Origin of the sequence: Burkholderia alba, from assembly GCF_034721475.1 — a bacterium.
Taxonomy (GTDB): Bacteria; Pseudomonadota; Gammaproteobacteria; order Burkholderiales; family Burkholderiaceae; genus Burkholderia; species Burkholderia alba.
Genome location: NZ_JAWJWL010000016.1, coordinates 20,916 through 36,128 on the forward strand (window position 1 = coordinate 20,916; position 15,213 = coordinate 36,128).

Consider the following 15,213-nt stretch of genomic DNA (forward strand, 5'->3'; position numbering starts at 1 on the left):
GTGCGGCCTTGCGATGAATGCGCGTGGCCGCAGCATGGATGGACTGCTGTCCGCCCCCTCACTCCCCCATCATTCCTGGAATCGCCCCCACCAGCGCATCGATCGCACACCGCGTCTTGCGCGGCAGATACCGCGTCTGCGGCCACACCGCGTGGATATCCTGCTCCGGCTCGAAGCAGCGATCCCTGACCGCGACCAGTTCGCCTTTCTGCACGTACCGCGCGAGCAGCCAGCTCGGCAGCCACGCGATCCCGAAGCCCGACACCGCCGCCTGCGCGATCGCCTGGACGTCGTCGAAGCTCAGCTGATGGCGCGGCTCGATCCGCGTCACGCGGCCTTCGGCGTCGCGAACATCCCACGGCATCGGCACGCCGCCCCGCGCATAGGCGATGGTCCGATGCCCGGCCAGTTCGTCGATGCGGGTAGGCGTGCCGTAGCGGGCGAGATACGACGGCGCCGCGCCGAGGCTGCCGTGCTGCGTGCCGAGACGCCGCGCCGCGAGGCTCGTGCTGTCGCGCAACCGGCCGATCCGGATCGCCAGATCGACGCCTTCCTCGACCAGATCGACGAAGCGGTCGGAAATCGACACGTCGATCTGCAGGTACGGATAGGTGCGCGCGAGATCGAGCAGCACCGGCGCGACGCAGTAGTGGCCGAACGCAAGCGGCGCGCTGACGCGCAAGCGCCCGCGCGGCTCGCGCCGGCCGTTGTCGAGATCGGCCTCCGCCGCTTCCAGCTCCGCCAGCGCGCGCACGCAGCGGTCGTAATACGCCTGCCCGTCGTCGGTCAGGCTCTGGCTGCGCGTGGTCCTTTGCAGCAGGCGCGCGCCGAGACGTTTCTCCAGCCGGGCCACCACCTTGCCCACCGCCGAGCGCGTGATGTTCATCCGTTCGGCGGCCAGCGCGAAGCTGCCGGATTCGACGACCTGGACGAAAGTCGTCACGCCATCGAGCTTGTCGGTCATGGGCGGGCTGTCCTTGATTGGTTCCTATATGGACCTATTTGGGCGAATCAATCGATCCAATGGGGATGAAAATTCACCCTATATTACCCACTTCGAATGCCGCGCGCCGCCCGACGAACGGCGCGCGCGGCGCGGCCCAACCCTGTTGCCCAGGAGGCGCGCCGCTCGCCCGCCGAGCATCGCGCGATACCGATGACCTTGTCCCGTTCCCGTCAAAATGCCGTCGCGCTGGCGGCCGTCTGCCTTGCCTCGCTGATGTTCGGTCTGGAAATTTCCAGCGTGCCGGTCATCCTGCCCACGTTGGAACGCGTGCTGCACGGCGACTTCAAGGGCATGCAGTGGATCATGAATGCGTACACGATCGCCTGCACGACGGTGCTGATGGCGGCCGGCACGCTCGCCGACCGGTTCGGCCGCAAGCGCATGTTCACGATCGGCGTGGTGCTGTTCGGCGTGACGTCGCTGCTGTGCGGCGTCGCGCCGAGCATGCCGGTGCTGATCGCCGGCCGGCTGCTGCAAGGCGCGAGCGGCGGCGCGATGCTGATCTCGCAGATCGCCGTGCTGTCGCACCAGTTCCAGGACGGCCGCGAGCGCAGCCGCGCATTCGGCATCTGGGGCATCGTGTTCGGCATCGGGCTCGGTTTCGGTCCGATCGTCGGCGGGATGATCGTCGCGCTGTCCAGCTGGGAGTGGGTGTTCCTCGTCCATGCGCCGCTCGCCGTCGTGTCGCTCGCGCTCGTCGCGGGCGGCGTGCGGGAGTCGCGCGATCCGCACGCCGGCCGGCTCGACCTCGCCGGCATCGTCACGCTGTCGCTCGCGGTGCTCGGGCTCGCGTACTACATCACGCAAGGCGCGGATCTCGGCCTGACGAGCGCGGCCGGGCTCGGGGTGCTCGCCGCGACGGTGCTGGCGCTGATCGCGTTCGGCTTCGCCGAGCGGTTCAGCCCGCGCCCGATGTTCGACTTCTCGGTGTTCCGGATCCGGGCGTTCTCCGGCGCGCTGCTGGGATCGATGGGCATGAATTTCAGCTTCTGGCCGCTGATGATCTATCTGCCGGCGTACTTTCAGATCGCGCTCGGCTACGACAGCGTGACGGCCGGCCTCGCGCTGCTCGCCTATACGCTGCCGACGCTCGTGTTTCCGCCGCTCGGCGAGCGCCTCGCGCTGCGCTACGGCCCGGGCATGGTGATTCCGGCGGGGCTGTTCACGATCTGCGCGGGCTTCGTGCTGATGCGGCTCGGCAGCGGCGCCGCGCATCCCGACTGGCTGACGATGCTGCCCGGCTGCGTGGTCGCCGGCATGGGACTCGGCCTGACGAACACGCCGGTCACCAACACCACGACGGGCGCGGTGCCGAGTGCCCGCGCGGGGATGGCGTCGGGGATCGACATGAGCGCGCGGATGATCTCGCTCGCGCTCAACATCGCGATGATGGGGTTCATCGTGATGGCGGGTATCGTGTCGAGCCTGAAGGCGAGCCTGCCGAAGTCGGTCGACGCGGCGGCGCTGCGGCGGGTCGCGCAGCAGGTCGCGGTGGGGCATGCCGGCGCGCTCAGGGACGCGGCGCCCGAGCTGGCGCGCTTCGATCCGTCGGGCGCCGCGATGCACGCGGCGCTTGCGCAAGGCTTCGGCTGGGCGATGGATTACGGCGCGATCGGCGTCGGCGTGCTCGCGCTGGCCAGCCTGCTGGTATTCGCGCCGACCCAGCCGACGCGCGTGGCGAGCGCATGCGCGGAGTGACGTGACGGCGCGGGCCGCCGCTCAGCTCGCGCCGCCGCCCAGCGCCTGATACAGCTTCATCTGGTTGTTGAGCCGGTTCAACTGGTTCTGCGCGAGCGTGCTTTGCGCGTCGCGCAGCCGCTGCTGCTGGTCGAGCCACGGCTGCACGCCGCTCGCGCCCGCCTGGTAGCGCGAACGCGCGAGCGTTTCCGCCCGCTGCGCCTGATCGAGCGACAGCCGGCGCTGCTCGGCCTCGCTGTCGAGCTGTACGCGCGCAGACAGCGTGTTTTCCACTTCGCGCAGCGCGCCGTACAGCGTCTGGCGGAAGTTCACGACCGCTTCCTCGTACTGCGTCTTCGACACCTTGATCTGCAGCTGGGTGGTGTTCCACTGAATGAACGGCAGCGTGAGCCCCAGGCCGAGCGTGGCGACCGGATTCTGCAGCACGCGCTCGAGGCTCGTGCTGGTCGTGCCGAGCGAGCCCGTCAGCGAAAACGTCGGGTAGAAGCTGGTGCGCGTGATCTCGACGTTCGCGAACGATTCGCGCAGCCGGAATTCCTTCGCGCGCAGGTCGGGCCGGCGGCCGAGCAGATCGGCGGGCAGGCCGGCCTGCACATCGGGCAGCGGCTGATCGGGCAGGGTGTTCGGCTCCGCCGCGGCAACCTGCGGCGGGCGATTGAACAGGATCGCGAGCGCGTTGCGGTTCTCGGTGCGCTGCTGGATCAGCTGAGTCTGCGCTGCGCGCTGCTGGGACAGGCTTTGCTCGGCCTGCGCGACGTCGAGCCCCGACACGGCGCCGGCCGTATAGCGCGACCGGACGAGCGAGAGCGTCTGCTGCGCATAGGCGATGTTCGCGTCGCCGAGCGCGATCAGCTGGTTCAGGTAGCCGACCTGCCAGTAGAGCGCGGCGGTGGTGCCGATCAGCGACAGCTGCGCGGCCTCGCGGTCGGCCACGGTCGCCTCGACCTCCCAGCGCGCGACGTCGCGCTGCGCGGCGAGCTTGCCCCACAGATCCAGCTCGTAGTTGAGCGTGCCGGTGAGGGCGCTCGCGCGGCTCATCACGTGCGTGTCGAGCGTGCGCGATACGCTGCCGGTCGCGCCGAGCGTGACGTTGGGCGTGAGGTTGGTGTTGGCGATCCCGGCCTGCAGCTGCGCGCGGTAGACGCGGATCGCGGCGGCCGCGAGGTCGTTGTTGGTGCGCAGCGCGTCCTCGATCAGCTGATCGAGCACCGGGTCGTTGAAGCTGCGCCACCACAGCGCCTGCGCGGGCGCGGCGTTCGGCGCGGCGGGCGAGGTCCAGTGCGCGGGCATCTCGACGGGAGGGGGCGGCGCGTTGCGCGGATTCGCGCAGCCGGCGGCGAGCACGGCGACGCAGGCGAGGGCAACGGCGCGGCGCGGGAAACGGGCGATCGATGTCATGGTTTTGTCGTCCTCAATCGCGGGCGAGCGCATCGATCGGATCGAGCCGCGATGCATTGCGGGCCGGCATGAAGCCGAACACGATGCCGATCAGCGTCGAGCACAGGAAAGCCGACACGATCGAGCCGGCCGAGAACACCATTTTCCATTGGTTGACGAAGAGAGAGAACAGGAAGCTCATGCCGAACGACAGCACGATCCCGATCGCGCCGCCCATCAGGCAGACCATCACGGCCTCGACGAGGAACTGCTGCATGATGTCGGTCTGGCGCGCGCCGACCGCCATCCGGATGCCGATCTCGCGCGTGCGCTCGGTGACCGACACCAGCATGATGTTCATCACGCCGATCCCGCCGACCACCAGCGAGATCACCGCGATCAGCGACAGCAGCAGCGTCAGCGACTGGCCGGTTTTCTCGACGGTCTTGACGACGCTGTCCATGTTGTAGGTGAAGAAATCCTTGCGGCCGTGGCGCTGCAGCATCAGCTTCGAGAGGCTTTGCTCGGCCGCCGCGCTCGGCTGGCCGTCGCGGACCCGCACCGTGATGCTGTCGAGGTGGCGCTGGCCGAACAGCCGGCCGCTCGCGGTGGTGTAGGGCACCCACACGTTCAGGCTTTTCAGGTTGCCGAACGCGCTTTTCTTGTCGGCGGTCACGCCGATCACGATGCACGGCAGGTTGTCGATCAGCACCACCTCGCCGAGCGGGTTCGGATTCGCGCCGAACAGCTTGCGCCGGGTGTTCTGGTCGATCACCGCCACCTGTGCCTGGCGCCGCACCTCGTCGGCGCCGAAGCCGATGCCTTGCGCCATCGTCATCCCGCGCACCTGGAAGAAGTTCTCGCCGACGCCGCTGATCATCGCGTTGACGTCGATGTTCCGGTAGCGCAGCAGCAGGCTGCGGGAGGTCTCGGGCGTCGCGCTGTCGACGTAGTGCTGTTCGCCGAGCGCGGTCACGTCGGCGGGCACGAGCGTCTGGATCGTGTCGTTGCGGCTGTCGCCCCAGTCGGTGCCCGGATAGATGTTGATCGTGTTGGTGCCGATGCTGCCGATCTCGTCGAGCATGTAGCGCTTCGCGCCTTCGCCGATCGCGACGATCGACACCACCGACGTGATGCCGATGATGATGCCGAGCATCGTCAGCAGCGTGCGCAGCCGATGCGAGACGAGCGCGACCCAGGCCATCTTGAAGGCCTCGGCGAAGCGCCCGAAGCCGGCCGACAGCCGCGCGGCGTGACGCAGCCCGCGGCTGTCGCTGCCGGCCTCGGCGGCCGCATCGCCGTTCGCGTCGTGCGGGTTGGGGCGGTCGCGCACGATCTCGCCGTCGCTGATCTCGATGATGCGCCGCGCGTGCGCGGCGACGTGCTCGTCGTGGGTGACGATGATGACGGTGTGGCCGAGCGCGTTCAGTTCGCGCAGGATGCGGATCACTTCCTGGCCGCTGCGGGTGTCGAGCGCGCCGGTCGGCTCGTCGGCGAGGATCACCTCGCCGCCGTTCATCAGCGCGCGCGCGATACTGACGCGCTGCTGCTGACCGCCCGACAGCTGGCTCGGCCGGTGCTCGGCGCGATCGGCGAGCCCGAGGCGCGCGAGCAGTTCGGTCGCGCGCGCGCGCCGGTCGGCATGCGTGGTGCCCGCGTAGACGGCGGGCATCTCGACGTTGCCCGCGGCGGTGAGGTGCGGCAGCAGGTGATAGCGCTGGAAGATGAAGCCGAAGTGCTCGCGGCGCAGGCGCGCCAGCTCGTCGTTGGTCAGCTCGCCGGTCTCGCGGCCGCCCACTCGGTAGCTGCCCGAGGTGGGGTGGTCGAGGCAGCCGAGAATGTTCATCAGCGTCGACTTGCCGGAGCCGGACGCGCCGATGATCGCGACGATCTCGCCCGCGTCGATCGACAGATTCACGTCCTTCAGCACGACGACGTCCTTGTCGCCCGCCGGGAAGCGGCGGGTGACGTTCGTCAGTTGCAGCAGCGGCTCCCGCATCGTCAGTTCCCCGCGCCGGACGCCGCGGCATCGGCCTCGGCGCGGTCCGCCGCATCGCCGATGATCACGCGCTCGCCTTCCTTCAGGCCCGACAGCACCTCGACCTTCACGCTGTTGTTGATGCCCGTGCGGACCTTGCGGGTGTCGACCTTGTTTTCCGCGCCGAGCACGCGCACCGGGTAGGTGCCGTCCTTGTCCTTCGTGCCGAGCGCGGCGACCGGGATGTTCAGCGCGTTGCGCGCGGTGCCGAGCAGCACGTTGACCTGCGCGGTCATCGAGATGCGCAGCCGGTGGTCGGCGTTCGGCACTTCGAACAGCGCGTTGTAGAACACGGCCGTGTTGCTTTTGGCGGCGCCGCTGCTCATGCCGCCGCCCATCGGGCTCTGCGAGTCGAGGAAGTTCTGCGGCGCGGGCTCGGTCGTGCGCAGCTTGCCGTAGTAGCGCCGGTCCGGTTCGCCGAGGATCGTGAAGTACGCGTTCTGGTCGGGATGCACGCGGATCACGTCCGCTTCGGAGACCTGGGCCTTGACGGTCATCGTATCGAGATCCGCGAGTTTCAGGATCACGGGCGCCTGCTGCTGCGCGATCACGGTCTGGCCTTCCTGCGTGACGATCGCGACCACTTCGCCGTCCATCGGCGCGATGATCCGCGTGTAGCCGAGGTTGGCCTGCGCGGTTTCGATCTGGATGCGGGCCGAGCGGATCTGCGCGTCCAACGACGCGAGCGCCGCGCGCTGCACGCCGAGGTTGGCCTGCGCGGTCTCGAAGTCCTGACGGGACGTCGAATCGTCGGGCAGCATCTGCTGCTGGCGCTTGAACGCGAGTTCCGCCTGCGTGAGCTGCGCGGCGGTGGAGCGTTTTTGCGCGATCAGGTTGTCCTCGCTGGCCTGCGCCTGGCGCAGCGCGTTCTGAGGCAGCACCGGATCGATCTCGGCGAGCCACTGGCCCTTGGTCACCTTGTCGCCGAGCTTCACCTTGAGCGATTTCAACTGGCCCGACACCTGCGCGCCGACGTCCACCTGCTTGAACGCCTGCAGCGTGCCGGTGGCGAGGACGGCATTTTCCAGGTCCGCGCGGCCGACCTTCGCGGTCAGGTAGAGCGGCCCCTTGTCCTTGGCGAACCAGTGCTGGTAGAGCACGACGAGCAGGATCAGCACGACGATGCCCACCGCGAGGCCGATCCAGCGACGTTGACTTTTTTTCATGAGAGAGCGGGCGGTCCGAACGAACGGTTGGAATGTAATGAAATTGCAAACCGGTTATTGGAATACAGATTGGCCCGCCAGTTCAAGGGGGAGACAAAACTTCTCAACTTTCCGACAGATATTCACAATTTTCGCGCCTCTTTACCCGCTTCCGCGTGATTAATCCGAGGTTTTGTTGCGTAGGAGGAAGGTTTGTCGCGCGGCGGTCATGCCGCGGCGGCCGATCGCGACTTTCATTTGCTTATACGTGCGTGCCGGGCATCGATAGCCGAAATCCTTGGTTGGGCGAACGGGCCGGCGCTTCTACGATGCGGCGACACAGATGCCGTGCGAAGAAACGGCGCGCGAGGGCCTCTGGCCGGTCCGCATCGGCCGCTTGCGCGGCACGCGGGCCGGATGTCGCTGTTTGCCTGTCCATGCAAGGAATGTTTCGATGAGCCACGAGCAGGAATCTCTCAAGTTCGCCTACTGGGTGCCGAACGTCAGCGGCGGCCTGGTCGTCAGCAAGATCGAGCAGCGCACCAGCTGGGATATCGACTACAACCGGCGTCTCGCCCAGCTCGCGGAGCAGAACGGCTTCGACTACGCGCTGTCGCAGATCCGCTTCACGGCCGGCTACGGCGCCGAGTACCAGCACGAGTCGGTCGCGTTCAGCCATGCGCTGCTGGCGGCCACCGAGCGCCTGAAGGTGATCGCCGCGATCCTGCCGGGGCCGTGGCACCCGGCGGTCGTCGCGAAGCAGCTCGCGACGATCGATCAGCTGAACCAGGGCCGCGTCGCGATCAACGTCGTGAGCGGCTGGTTCAAGGGGGAATTCACCGCGCTCGGCGAACCCTGGCTCGAACACGACGAGCGCTATCGCCGCTCCGAGGAATTCATCCGCGCGGTGAAGGGCGTGTGGACGCAGGATCATTTCACGTTCAAGGGCGACTTCTACCGCTTCAACGACTACACGCTGAAGCCGAAGCCGCTGCAGCAGCCGCATCCGGAGATCTTCCAGGGTGGTAATTCGGCGGCGGCGCGGCAGATGGCGGCGGCGGTGTCCGACTGGTATTTCATGAACGGCAACACGCCCGAGGGCCACCGCGCGCAGATCGACGAGATCAGCGCGGCGGCCGCGGCGCAGGGGCGCCGCGTGAAGTTCGGCGTGAACGCGTTCATCATCGCCCGCGATACCGAGGACGAGGCCCGCCAGGTGCTCGACGACATCGTCCGGCATGCCGACGTGGATGCCGTCAAGGCTTTCGGCCACGCGGTGAAGCAGGCCGGCAAGGCCGCGCCGGACGGGAAGGGGATGTGGGCGAACTCGTCGTTCGAGGATCTGGTGCAGTACAACGACGGCTTCAAGACCAATCTGATCGGCACGCCCGAACAGATCGCCGCGCGCATCGTCGCGCTGAAGGCGCTCGGCGTCGATCTGGTGCTGGGCGGCTTCCTGCATTACCACGAGGAGGTCGAGTATTTCGGCAAGCGCGTGCTGCCGCTGGTGCGCGAACTCGAACGGCAACGGGATCCGCAGCCGGCCTGAACGCTTTTCCCGCCATACCGAGCGGCACCGGACCGGTGCCGCCTCGCCTCGCTCCTTCCGAGCACCCGTTCGCCCCGCCGGTGCACGCCCGATGCCGCGCGCCTGCCGCATGTCGGCATTTAGTCATGACGACGTAATATTGGCGAAAGCACAATAGGCACCCGACATTTCGTCAACATCGCGGCGGCTGCGACGCAGCAACCGCGAACCTACAAAAGGGGCCGGTATGATCAAAACGCTCGTGCGCGTGGTGGGTGGGCTTGTCATTGCGTTGAACTGCGGTTTCGCCAGCGCGCAGTCCTATGACTATCTGCTGTTGGCGGCATCCTGGGAGCCGGGCTTCTGCGCGACCCACGACACGCCGGAATGCACGAATCTCTCCGGTTCGTATGCGGCGACGAATCTGTCGCTGCACGGCCTCTGGCCGAACAACTACGACGGCGACCAGCCTTTCTACTGCGGCGTGCCGCAACGCGACATCGATCTCGACAACAGCCATGCGTGGTGCAGCATGGATGCCTATCCGATCAGCACGGCCACCCGCAACACGCTGTCGACCTACATGCCGGGCGTCGCGTCGTGCCTCGATAAGCATGAGTGGTTCAAGCACGGCACTTGCGCGTCGGCCGCTTCGCCCGATGCGTACTGGAACCAGGCGACGGGCATGATCAGCCGGCTCGCGAACACGTCGTTCAACAGCTACCTGCAGGCGAACACGGGCAAGACCGTGACGCGCAACCAGCTGCTCGCCGCGTTCGAAACCGCGTTCGGCAGCAATACGCGCGGCGCGGTGTCGCTCAAGTGCACGAAAGCGAACGGCGTCAGCTACTTCACCGAGGCGTGGATCTCGGTCAAGACGGCCTCGGCGGCGCAGTTTCCGAGCACGGCGTCGCTCGTGACGGACGGCAACGTGCAGGGCACCTGCCCGTCGTCCGGCGTCTATATCTCGAAGTAAGGGCGGGCGGCGGTTCGGGGTGCTTCAAGACCCTGGCCGCCGTTTCGAAAGGGGCGCTCGACGACGGAGCGCGAATCGCCGACAATCCTGCTCCGCGCGGCCCGTGCGCAGGCCGTCTTGCCAGGAGCTGTCGACACAAATGATGAATCCAACGGGTTCCGGCACGAGGGAAGCGTCCCCTCATCGGCGGCACGTCCGTCGTGCCGGAGCAGGGGATGCCTCGCTGCTCGCGGCTATTCGCAACGAGTCGATCGCATACAAGCTGAAACGGGGCGATGCCGTCTGGGGCGCCAGCGGATGGACGCTCGAAACGGCGCAGCGGATGCTGGATCGGGGCGGCTCATACGTCGTCGAGCAGGACGGGGTTCCGGCGGGGATGCTGTCGCTGTCGTGGCAGGACGACGAATACTGGGGGCCGCGGGAGCCCGATGCCGGCTACGTGCATGGACTGTCGGTGCGCGACGGTTTTCGCGGGCTGGGCCTCGGCCGTTACGCAATCGACTGGTGTGCGGATTTCGTTCGCGCCAACCACCGCGATCGCTTGCGGCTGGATTGCGAAGTAAAGAACGCCGGGCTGTGCGCCTACTATGAATCTCTGGGCTTCGCCCGGGTTGGGACGAAGCCGTTTCCCAGCGGCTATATCGCGTCGCTTTACGAGCGGGTCGTCCGGTAGTCGGGCGGCACGAGGCGTCATATCGAGCGTGGGCCGGCTGCTTCGCGCCGTCTCGCGCGAAGCGCTTTGATCGATTCAATCCGGCCTCCGCGCGCAACGCTCAGTGCGACGACACGTATTGCGCATCGGGGAACACCGGGGGGATCGCGAAGTGCTGCCGCATGCGCTTCGTCTCCGCCGCCGGCGTCAAACCGAACAGCCGTCTGAACTCCCTGCTGAACTGCGACGGACTCGTATAACCCACGGCACGGCACGCGGCCTCCGCGGTCAGATCCTGGCGCACCATCAGCAGGCGGGCCTGATGCAGGCGCGTCGACTTGAGATACTGCATGGGGGATGTCTGCGTGATCGCCTTGAAGTGGCTGTGGAACGCGGGAATGCTCATGCCGGCTTCCAGGGCGAGCTGCGGCAGGTTGAGCGGTTCCGCGTAGCCGGCGTGGATGCAGCGCAGCGCGCGGCCGATCTTTCCGTAGTGGCCTTTCATCGCCAGCGCCGCCCGCATCGCGCTTCCCTGGGTGCCGGCGAGCACCCGGAAATACAGTTCGCGCAATAGGCCGGGGCCCAGGACGGCCGCTTCCAGCGGACGGTTCATCGCTTCGAGGAAGCGCAGCACCGAAGCGCGCATGTCCGCATCCATCGGGCTCGACATCATGCTCTGCGGCGCCTGCGTTCGCTCGGCCGTCGACTGACGGTCGATCTGCAGCATCAGCTCCGCGGCAACCGCGAAATCGAGATGCAGGTAAATCGCGAGCAGCGGGCGCGCGGGCGTCGCGTCCGTTTCCATGTCGAACGGAACGGGAACGGCCACGGCCAGGTAGTGCTGCGCATCGTAGACGTACAGCTTGTCGCCGAAGTAGCCGCGTTTGCGTCCCTGGCACACGATCACGATGCCCGGATCGTAGAGCACCGGCGTGCGCGATAGCGCGCGATCGGAGCGCAGTATCCGCACGCCGGGAAGCGCCGTGAGGTTGTAGCCCTCGTCGGGCGCCAACGTGCGGAGCAGATCGACCGTGCGGCGCTGCGCTTGATCGGACGAGCGGGAGCGATCGCTCACGGCTTTCTTGAGGGTCATAGTTTCAGGCAAGAAAAATAGAAAATACGTGCTTACTGAGACGATATTGGAAGAATAATATGCGATTTCCAGTCTATCTACGGGAGTCGTATAAATGGCATCCAGCAAACTTTTGCTCATCACCGGCGTCAGCAGCGGCTTCGGTCGGGCACTCGCCTGGGAGGCGTTGGCGGCCGGCCACCGCGTGGTCGGTACGGTGAGAAACGAGCAGGCGAAGCGGGACTTCGAAGCCTTGTCGGCGGACAACGCGTTCGCCCGCCTGCTCGACGTGACGGAATTCGACGCCATCGACGGCGTTGTGGCGGAGATCGAAGCGAACGTCGGCCCGATCGACGTCCTCGTCAACAACGCGGGGTACGGACATGAGGGCATTCTGGAGGAGTCGCCGCTGTCCGAGATGCGCCGCCAGTTCGACGTGAACGTGTTCGGCGCGGTTGCGATGACGAAGGCGGTGCTGCCTTTCATGCGAGCGCGCCGGCGGGGGCATATTCTGAACATCACGTCGATGGGCGGCTACATCACGATGCCCGGTATCGCCTATTACTGCGGGAGCAAATTCGCGCTGGAAGGTATCTCGGACGCGCTCGCCAAGGAAGTGCGGCCCTTTGGGATCGCGGTGACCGCGGTGGCGCCGGGCTCATTCCGTACCGACTGGGCCGGCCGGTCGATGAGCCGCACGCCGCGCTCCATTGCCGATTACGACGCGATCTTCGATCCGGTTCGCCGGGCACGCACGGAAAAGAGCGGGAAGCAGTTGGGCGATCCGGTGAAGGCGGCGCGGGCGATGCTTGATGTGATTCGGGCGGAGAACCCGCCGGTGCATTTGTTGCTTGGTAGCGATGCGTTGCAGGTCGTGAGGGGGAGGTTATCTGCGTTGGAGGGCGAGATTGGGGCTTGGGAGGGGGTGACGGTTTCTACCGATGGGTGATCCGTCTCTCAGACACACAGTCATGCGTCGGCATTCCGTAGCAGATCGGACTCCGCGCGCGGACCTGATCTGACGACCGTGAGCGATAACCTGCGCCACACGTTGCAATCGGCACGCCTCGCTCACAAATGCAGGCGTTCTATGCCCATCGCATGAGACGAGGTCCGGCCAAGCTGAGACGCCCGAAAGCGCGCCGCCAATCCGCAACAATCTTGAAGCCATAATCGGTTGGAGTAACGAACACACCGCACCGGTTAATATGCGATTTCTCCGACCGCAAGGAACTCGTCTTGACCTTAGCAAAGCGCGTTATCTACGGTTTTGCCGGCGTGGTTTTCCTGAGCGTCCTGACAATACTGGCGTTGCATCGCAATGGGTCGATCGAGACGGAGATCTTGATCGACAGCTCGCCTCAAACGGTGTGGACGGTCCTCACGGCGACCGACGACTATCCGTCGTGGAATCCGGAGATTTCACGACTGAGTGGACAGCTTCGCGAGGGCAACGTCATCGAGTTTGCAGAGGGGACGGGGCAGGACGCAATGGTGTTTCATCCCAAGATACTTGCGGTGCAGGCTGGTCGAGAATTGCGATGGAAAGGGTACGTGGGGTTTCCCGGAATTTTTGACGGCGAGCACCGCTTCATTCTCGAAGCCGTGGGCAATAAAACGCGCTTTATCCAGGGTGAAACCTTCACCGGCATGCTTGCCGGAACCCTGACCCGGAGCGTCCTGAACGACACGGTCGATAGCATGCATGCGATGAATGACGCGTTGAAAAAGCGAGCCGAGCTGGCGTCGGGTCGATCGCCGAAATAGCAGGGTGGGTCCCTTGAGCAACGCCCTACCGCGCAGCGTGAAGTTCGCCTGTCACCCCGTCCTAGCCATCGCGGCTAAAACGGTCCCCCGCCGGAAACCCTCATCCCCCCGCGTTTTCGGTCGGCCGCCCATCAGTCGGTCTCATAAAGCAGACCGTATTCCCCGCCGCTTCGCCTGATTCGCGCGAAACCGAGTTCGCCCAGATGCATGCCGGCGATCACAAGCCCCTCCGAACAGACCCGATCCAGCAGCCTCGACCGTGTGGCGGCCGCGAGAGCCGCGTCTTGATCGAAGGCAATCGATACATCCGGCCGCCGAATCTGGATGTGCGGAAAATGCACCACATCTCCCCAGACGAGCAGGCCCCGATCGCGGGATTCGAGAACATACCCGGTGTGCCCGTCGGTGTGTCCCGGCAGCGGCATCGCGCTGATACCGGGAAGCACTGCTCCGCCGTCGAACAGACGGAGCGTGTCGCGATAGGCATCGAACACCTGACGCGCCATCAGAAAGTTACCGCGTGCCCGCTCGCCGGCGCGGCTTAGATTGCCGTCGTCTTGCCAGAACTCGACCTCTCGCCGATGCGCGACAAGCTCCGCATTCGGGAAGACGACGCGTCCTGCTCCGTTCACGAGCCCCCCGACATGGTCGGGATGAGCGTGGGTGAGCAGGATGGTGTCGATCGCGGCGGGTTCGATACCCGCAAGCGCCAGGTTGGCCGTCAGGCGGCCGCCCCATTGCTTGATTCCTCCCGCGCCGCCGTCGATGAGAACGGTGCGGCCCGCCCCGTGTACGACGTAGCAATTGATGTGCACGGCGGCGGGCTCTTTCTGCGCTGCGTCGCGCTGCATTCTGGACGCTTCGGACGTATCGATATTCGACAGAAGCTCGAGGCTGGCGGTGAGATAGCCGTCGCTGATGGCGGTGATCGTGAAATCCCCGACTTGCTGACTGGGAAAGCTAAGGGCGGACATTGTGCTTCTCCGGGCTGGCTAATTTCGGGCGTGAATGTTCGACGCGGCGTAACCAAAAAGGCGGATGCGCGCCGTGAGACCGGTGCGGCGGACGATCGCGCTATCCAGGGCTTCCATGAACCGGTTCATGACCGGCGGCGTGCGAAACGTCTCGAGGCGATACTGGATGTCCGCGAAGACCGGGTGTCCGTACCCATGCCGAACATCCAGGAACATGACGTGAACGTTCTTGATCTTGGCTTCGAGAACGGTTGTGCAAAGCGCGACGCAGTCGCGCGAAAGTTCGGCAAGGCTTGCGTCGGACGGCATCCGCATCGCGTCGATATGGAACGTGACGTTGGGCATCGCGGGCCTATTCCTGCTCGGTCGGAAGGGGGCGGGCGCTTGTCAGCTGCGCTGTCATCGGCGAGTAAAGGTGAATGTCCTCGGCGATGTTTTCAGCCAACTGAGCGCTATCCCGAGGCAGGACGGCCAGCCAACGGCGCGCCGGACACTTCTCCAGCGCGACGGCCTGCATGGCCAGCGGCGTGACGCCCATCCGGATCAGGGGCGCCGGCCCGCTTGCGCAAAGCACGAGGCGCTCATCGTCCTTTACCGCTGGAGCGGTGCCGATAGCGCCGTAGAGATTTCGATGCCAGTCGGTGATGTGCTGCTGCCACCTCGCGAAATTGCCGCCGCCCTTGCGCCGGTATTCCTCTCCGGTCAGGACGTCGAGGCCGTCGATCGTGTGGATGGCCAGATAGAGGGGGCAACCTGCGCTCATCGATTTGAACCGCTGCGACGTGTGAAACCCGGTCACCGAGAGAAGGGCGGGCAGCTTGTCGAGGCTGTAGAAGTCGTTCCATTCGGCTTCGCTGTCGAGATCGGCGAAGCTGCATTCCACGGTATAGATCATCGGATTGTCCTTCGGGCAGGAGGCCCGTCCTGCTGCGAACGTTTGATATTCAGTGCGGTAACGTCATGCTAAGCTCGCATTTCCA

At 65.9% G+C, this 15,213-nt stretch carries 14 protein-coding genes; 6 read left to right on the plus strand and 8 right to left on the minus strand.

Annotation, left to right across the window (positions count from 1 at the left end):
- Nucleotides 1-58: 58 nt before the first annotated feature.
- Nucleotides 59-964 carry a LysR family transcriptional regulator gene (locus RZR99_RS18845; protein ID WP_323121286.1) on the minus strand — a complete coding sequence of 302 codons (906 nt, stop codon included), beginning with the start codon at nucleotides 962-964 and terminating at the stop codon, nucleotides 59-61.
- A 192-nt stretch (nucleotides 965-1,156) separates the two neighbouring features.
- Between RZR99_RS18845 and RZR99_RS18850 the strand changes: the two genes are divergently transcribed.
- Nucleotides 1,157-2,704 carry an MFS transporter gene (locus tag RZR99_RS18850; RefSeq protein ID WP_323121287.1) on the plus strand — a complete coding sequence of 516 codons (1,548 nt, stop codon included), beginning with the start codon at nucleotides 1,157-1,159 and terminating at the stop codon, nucleotides 2,702-2,704.
- A 21-nt stretch (nucleotides 2,705-2,725) separates the two neighbouring features.
- Here the strand turns inward: RZR99_RS18850 and RZR99_RS18855 are convergent, their stop codons facing one another.
- From RZR99_RS18855 to RZR99_RS18865, 3 genes are read right to left on the minus strand one after another with little or no spacing between them, the layout of a single operon-like run.
- Entirely contained in the window at nucleotides 2,726-4,102 is a 1,377-nt protein-coding gene (locus RZR99_RS18855; RefSeq protein ID WP_323121288.1) for an efflux transporter outer membrane subunit, read from the minus strand.
- A gap of 13 nt (nucleotides 4,103-4,115) precedes the next feature.
- Nucleotides 4,116-6,080, minus strand: a complete 1,965-nt coding sequence (gene macB / locus RZR99_RS18860; RefSeq protein WP_323121289.1) for a macrolide ABC transporter ATP-binding protein/permease MacB — start codon at nucleotides 6,078-6,080, stop codon at nucleotides 4,116-4,118.
- A gap of 2 nt (nucleotides 6,081-6,082) precedes the next feature.
- Nucleotides 6,083-7,285, minus strand: a complete 1,203-nt coding sequence (locus RZR99_RS18865) for an efflux RND transporter periplasmic adaptor subunit (RefSeq protein ID WP_323121290.1) — start codon at nucleotides 7,283-7,285, stop codon at nucleotides 6,083-6,085.
- A 433-nt stretch (nucleotides 7,286-7,718) separates the two neighbouring features.
- Here RZR99_RS18865 and sfnG point away from each other — a divergent pair, with 433 nt between their 5' ends.
- From sfnG to RZR99_RS18880, 3 genes are all read left to right on the plus strand, one after another.
- Complete coding sequence (sfnG, locus tag RZR99_RS18870; protein WP_323121291.1) at nucleotides 7,719-8,813, plus strand: dimethylsulfone monooxygenase SfnG; 1,095 nt, start codon at nucleotides 7,719-7,721, stop codon at nucleotides 8,811-8,813.
- Between the two features lie 226 nt (nucleotides 8,814-9,039).
- Nucleotides 9,040-9,768, plus strand: coding sequence for a ribonuclease T2 (locus tag RZR99_RS18875; RefSeq protein ID WP_323121292.1), 729 nt, complete (start codon nucleotides 9,040-9,042; stop codon nucleotides 9,766-9,768).
- Between the two features lie 139 nt (nucleotides 9,769-9,907).
- Nucleotides 9,908-10,441 (plus strand): GNAT family N-acetyltransferase, encoded by a 534-nt coding sequence (locus RZR99_RS18880; RefSeq protein WP_323121293.1) that lies wholly within the window; start codon nucleotides 9,908-9,910, stop codon nucleotides 10,439-10,441.
- A 100-nt stretch (nucleotides 10,442-10,541) separates the two neighbouring features.
- Here RZR99_RS18880 and RZR99_RS18885 read toward each other — a convergent pair whose 3' ends face one another.
- Entirely contained in the window at nucleotides 10,542-11,513 is a 972-nt protein-coding gene (locus RZR99_RS18885; RefSeq protein WP_323121409.1) for an AraC family transcriptional regulator, read from the minus strand.
- Nucleotides 11,514-11,607: 94 nt separating this feature from the next.
- On the opposite strand from RZR99_RS18885, the gene RZR99_RS18890 reads away from it, so the two are divergent.
- Nucleotides 11,608-12,441 (plus strand): oxidoreductase, encoded by an 834-nt coding sequence (locus RZR99_RS18890; RefSeq protein ID WP_323121294.1) that lies wholly within the window; start codon nucleotides 11,608-11,610, stop codon nucleotides 12,439-12,441.
- Between the two features lie 290 nt (nucleotides 12,442-12,731).
- A complete protein-coding gene (locus tag RZR99_RS18895) occupies nucleotides 12,732-13,259 on the plus strand; it encodes an SRPBCC domain-containing protein (RefSeq protein ID WP_323121295.1) in 528 nt (175 codons plus the stop codon).
- A gap of 131 nt (nucleotides 13,260-13,390) precedes the next feature.
- On the opposite strand, the gene RZR99_RS18900 is transcribed toward RZR99_RS18895, so the two are convergent.
- Genes RZR99_RS18900 through RZR99_RS18910 form a run of 3 tightly spaced genes read right to left on the minus strand, consistent with a single transcriptional unit; the run spans nucleotide 13,391 to nucleotide 15,128 of the window.
- Nucleotides 13,391-14,233 (minus strand): MBL fold metallo-hydrolase, encoded by an 843-nt coding sequence (locus RZR99_RS18900; protein ID WP_323121296.1) that lies wholly within the window; start codon nucleotides 14,231-14,233, stop codon nucleotides 13,391-13,393.
- Between the two features lie 18 nt (nucleotides 14,234-14,251).
- The gene (locus RZR99_RS18905; protein ID WP_323121297.1) at nucleotides 14,252-14,578 is read right to left on the minus strand and encodes a hypothetical protein; all 327 of its coding nucleotides are present in this window, start codon (nucleotides 14,576-14,578) and stop codon (nucleotides 14,252-14,254) included.
- 7 nt (nucleotides 14,579-14,585) lie between these two features.
- On the minus strand, nucleotides 14,586-15,128 hold the full coding sequence (locus RZR99_RS18910) for a sugar ABC transporter (protein ID WP_323121298.1): 543 nt from the start codon (nucleotides 15,126-15,128) through the stop codon (nucleotides 14,586-14,588).
- Between the last annotated feature and the right edge of the window lie 85 nt (nucleotides 15,129-15,213).

Excerpts from the sequence above, each read along its gene's own strand:
- RZR99_RS18845 (WP_323121286.1), bottom strand. The coding sequence starts at position 964 with ATGACCGACAAGCTCGATGGCGTGACGACTTTCGTCCAGGTCGTCGAA.
- RZR99_RS18850 (WP_323121287.1), top strand. The coding sequence starts at position 1,157 with ATGACCTTGTCCCGTTCCCGTCAAAATGCCGTCGCGCTGGCGGCCGTC.
- RZR99_RS18855 (WP_323121288.1), bottom strand. The coding sequence starts at position 4,102 with ATGACATCGATCGCCCGTTTCCCGCGCCGCGCCGTTGCCCTCGCCTGC.
- macB (WP_323121289.1), bottom strand. The coding sequence starts at position 6,080 with ATGCGGGAGCCGCTGCTGCAACTGACGAACGTCACCCGCCGCTTCCCG.
- RZR99_RS18865 (WP_323121290.1), bottom strand. The coding sequence starts at position 7,285 with ATGAAAAAAAGTCAACGTCGCTGGATCGGCCTCGCGGTGGGCATCGTC.
- sfnG (WP_323121291.1), top strand. The coding sequence starts at position 7,719 with ATGAGCCACGAGCAGGAATCTCTCAAGTTCGCCTACTGGGTGCCGAAC.
- RZR99_RS18875 (WP_323121292.1), top strand. The coding sequence starts at position 9,040 with ATGATCAAAACGCTCGTGCGCGTGGTGGGTGGGCTTGTCATTGCGTTG.
- RZR99_RS18880 (WP_323121293.1), top strand. The coding sequence starts at position 9,908 with ATGATGAATCCAACGGGTTCCGGCACGAGGGAAGCGTCCCCTCATCGG.
- RZR99_RS18885 (WP_323121409.1), bottom strand. The coding sequence starts at position 11,513 with ATGACCCTCAAGAAAGCCGTGAGCGATCGCTCCCGCTCGTCCGATCAA.
- RZR99_RS18890 (WP_323121294.1), top strand. The coding sequence starts at position 11,608 with ATGGCATCCAGCAAACTTTTGCTCATCACCGGCGTCAGCAGCGGCTTC.
- RZR99_RS18900 (WP_323121296.1), bottom strand. The coding sequence starts at position 14,233 with ATGTCCGCCCTTAGCTTTCCCAGTCAGCAAGTCGGGGATTTCACGATC.
- RZR99_RS18905 (WP_323121297.1), bottom strand. The coding sequence starts at position 14,578 with ATGCCCAACGTCACGTTCCATATCGACGCGATGCGGATGCCGTCCGAC.
- RZR99_RS18910 (WP_323121298.1), bottom strand. The coding sequence starts at position 15,128 with ATGATCTATACCGTGGAATGCAGCTTCGCCGATCTCGACAGCGAAGCC.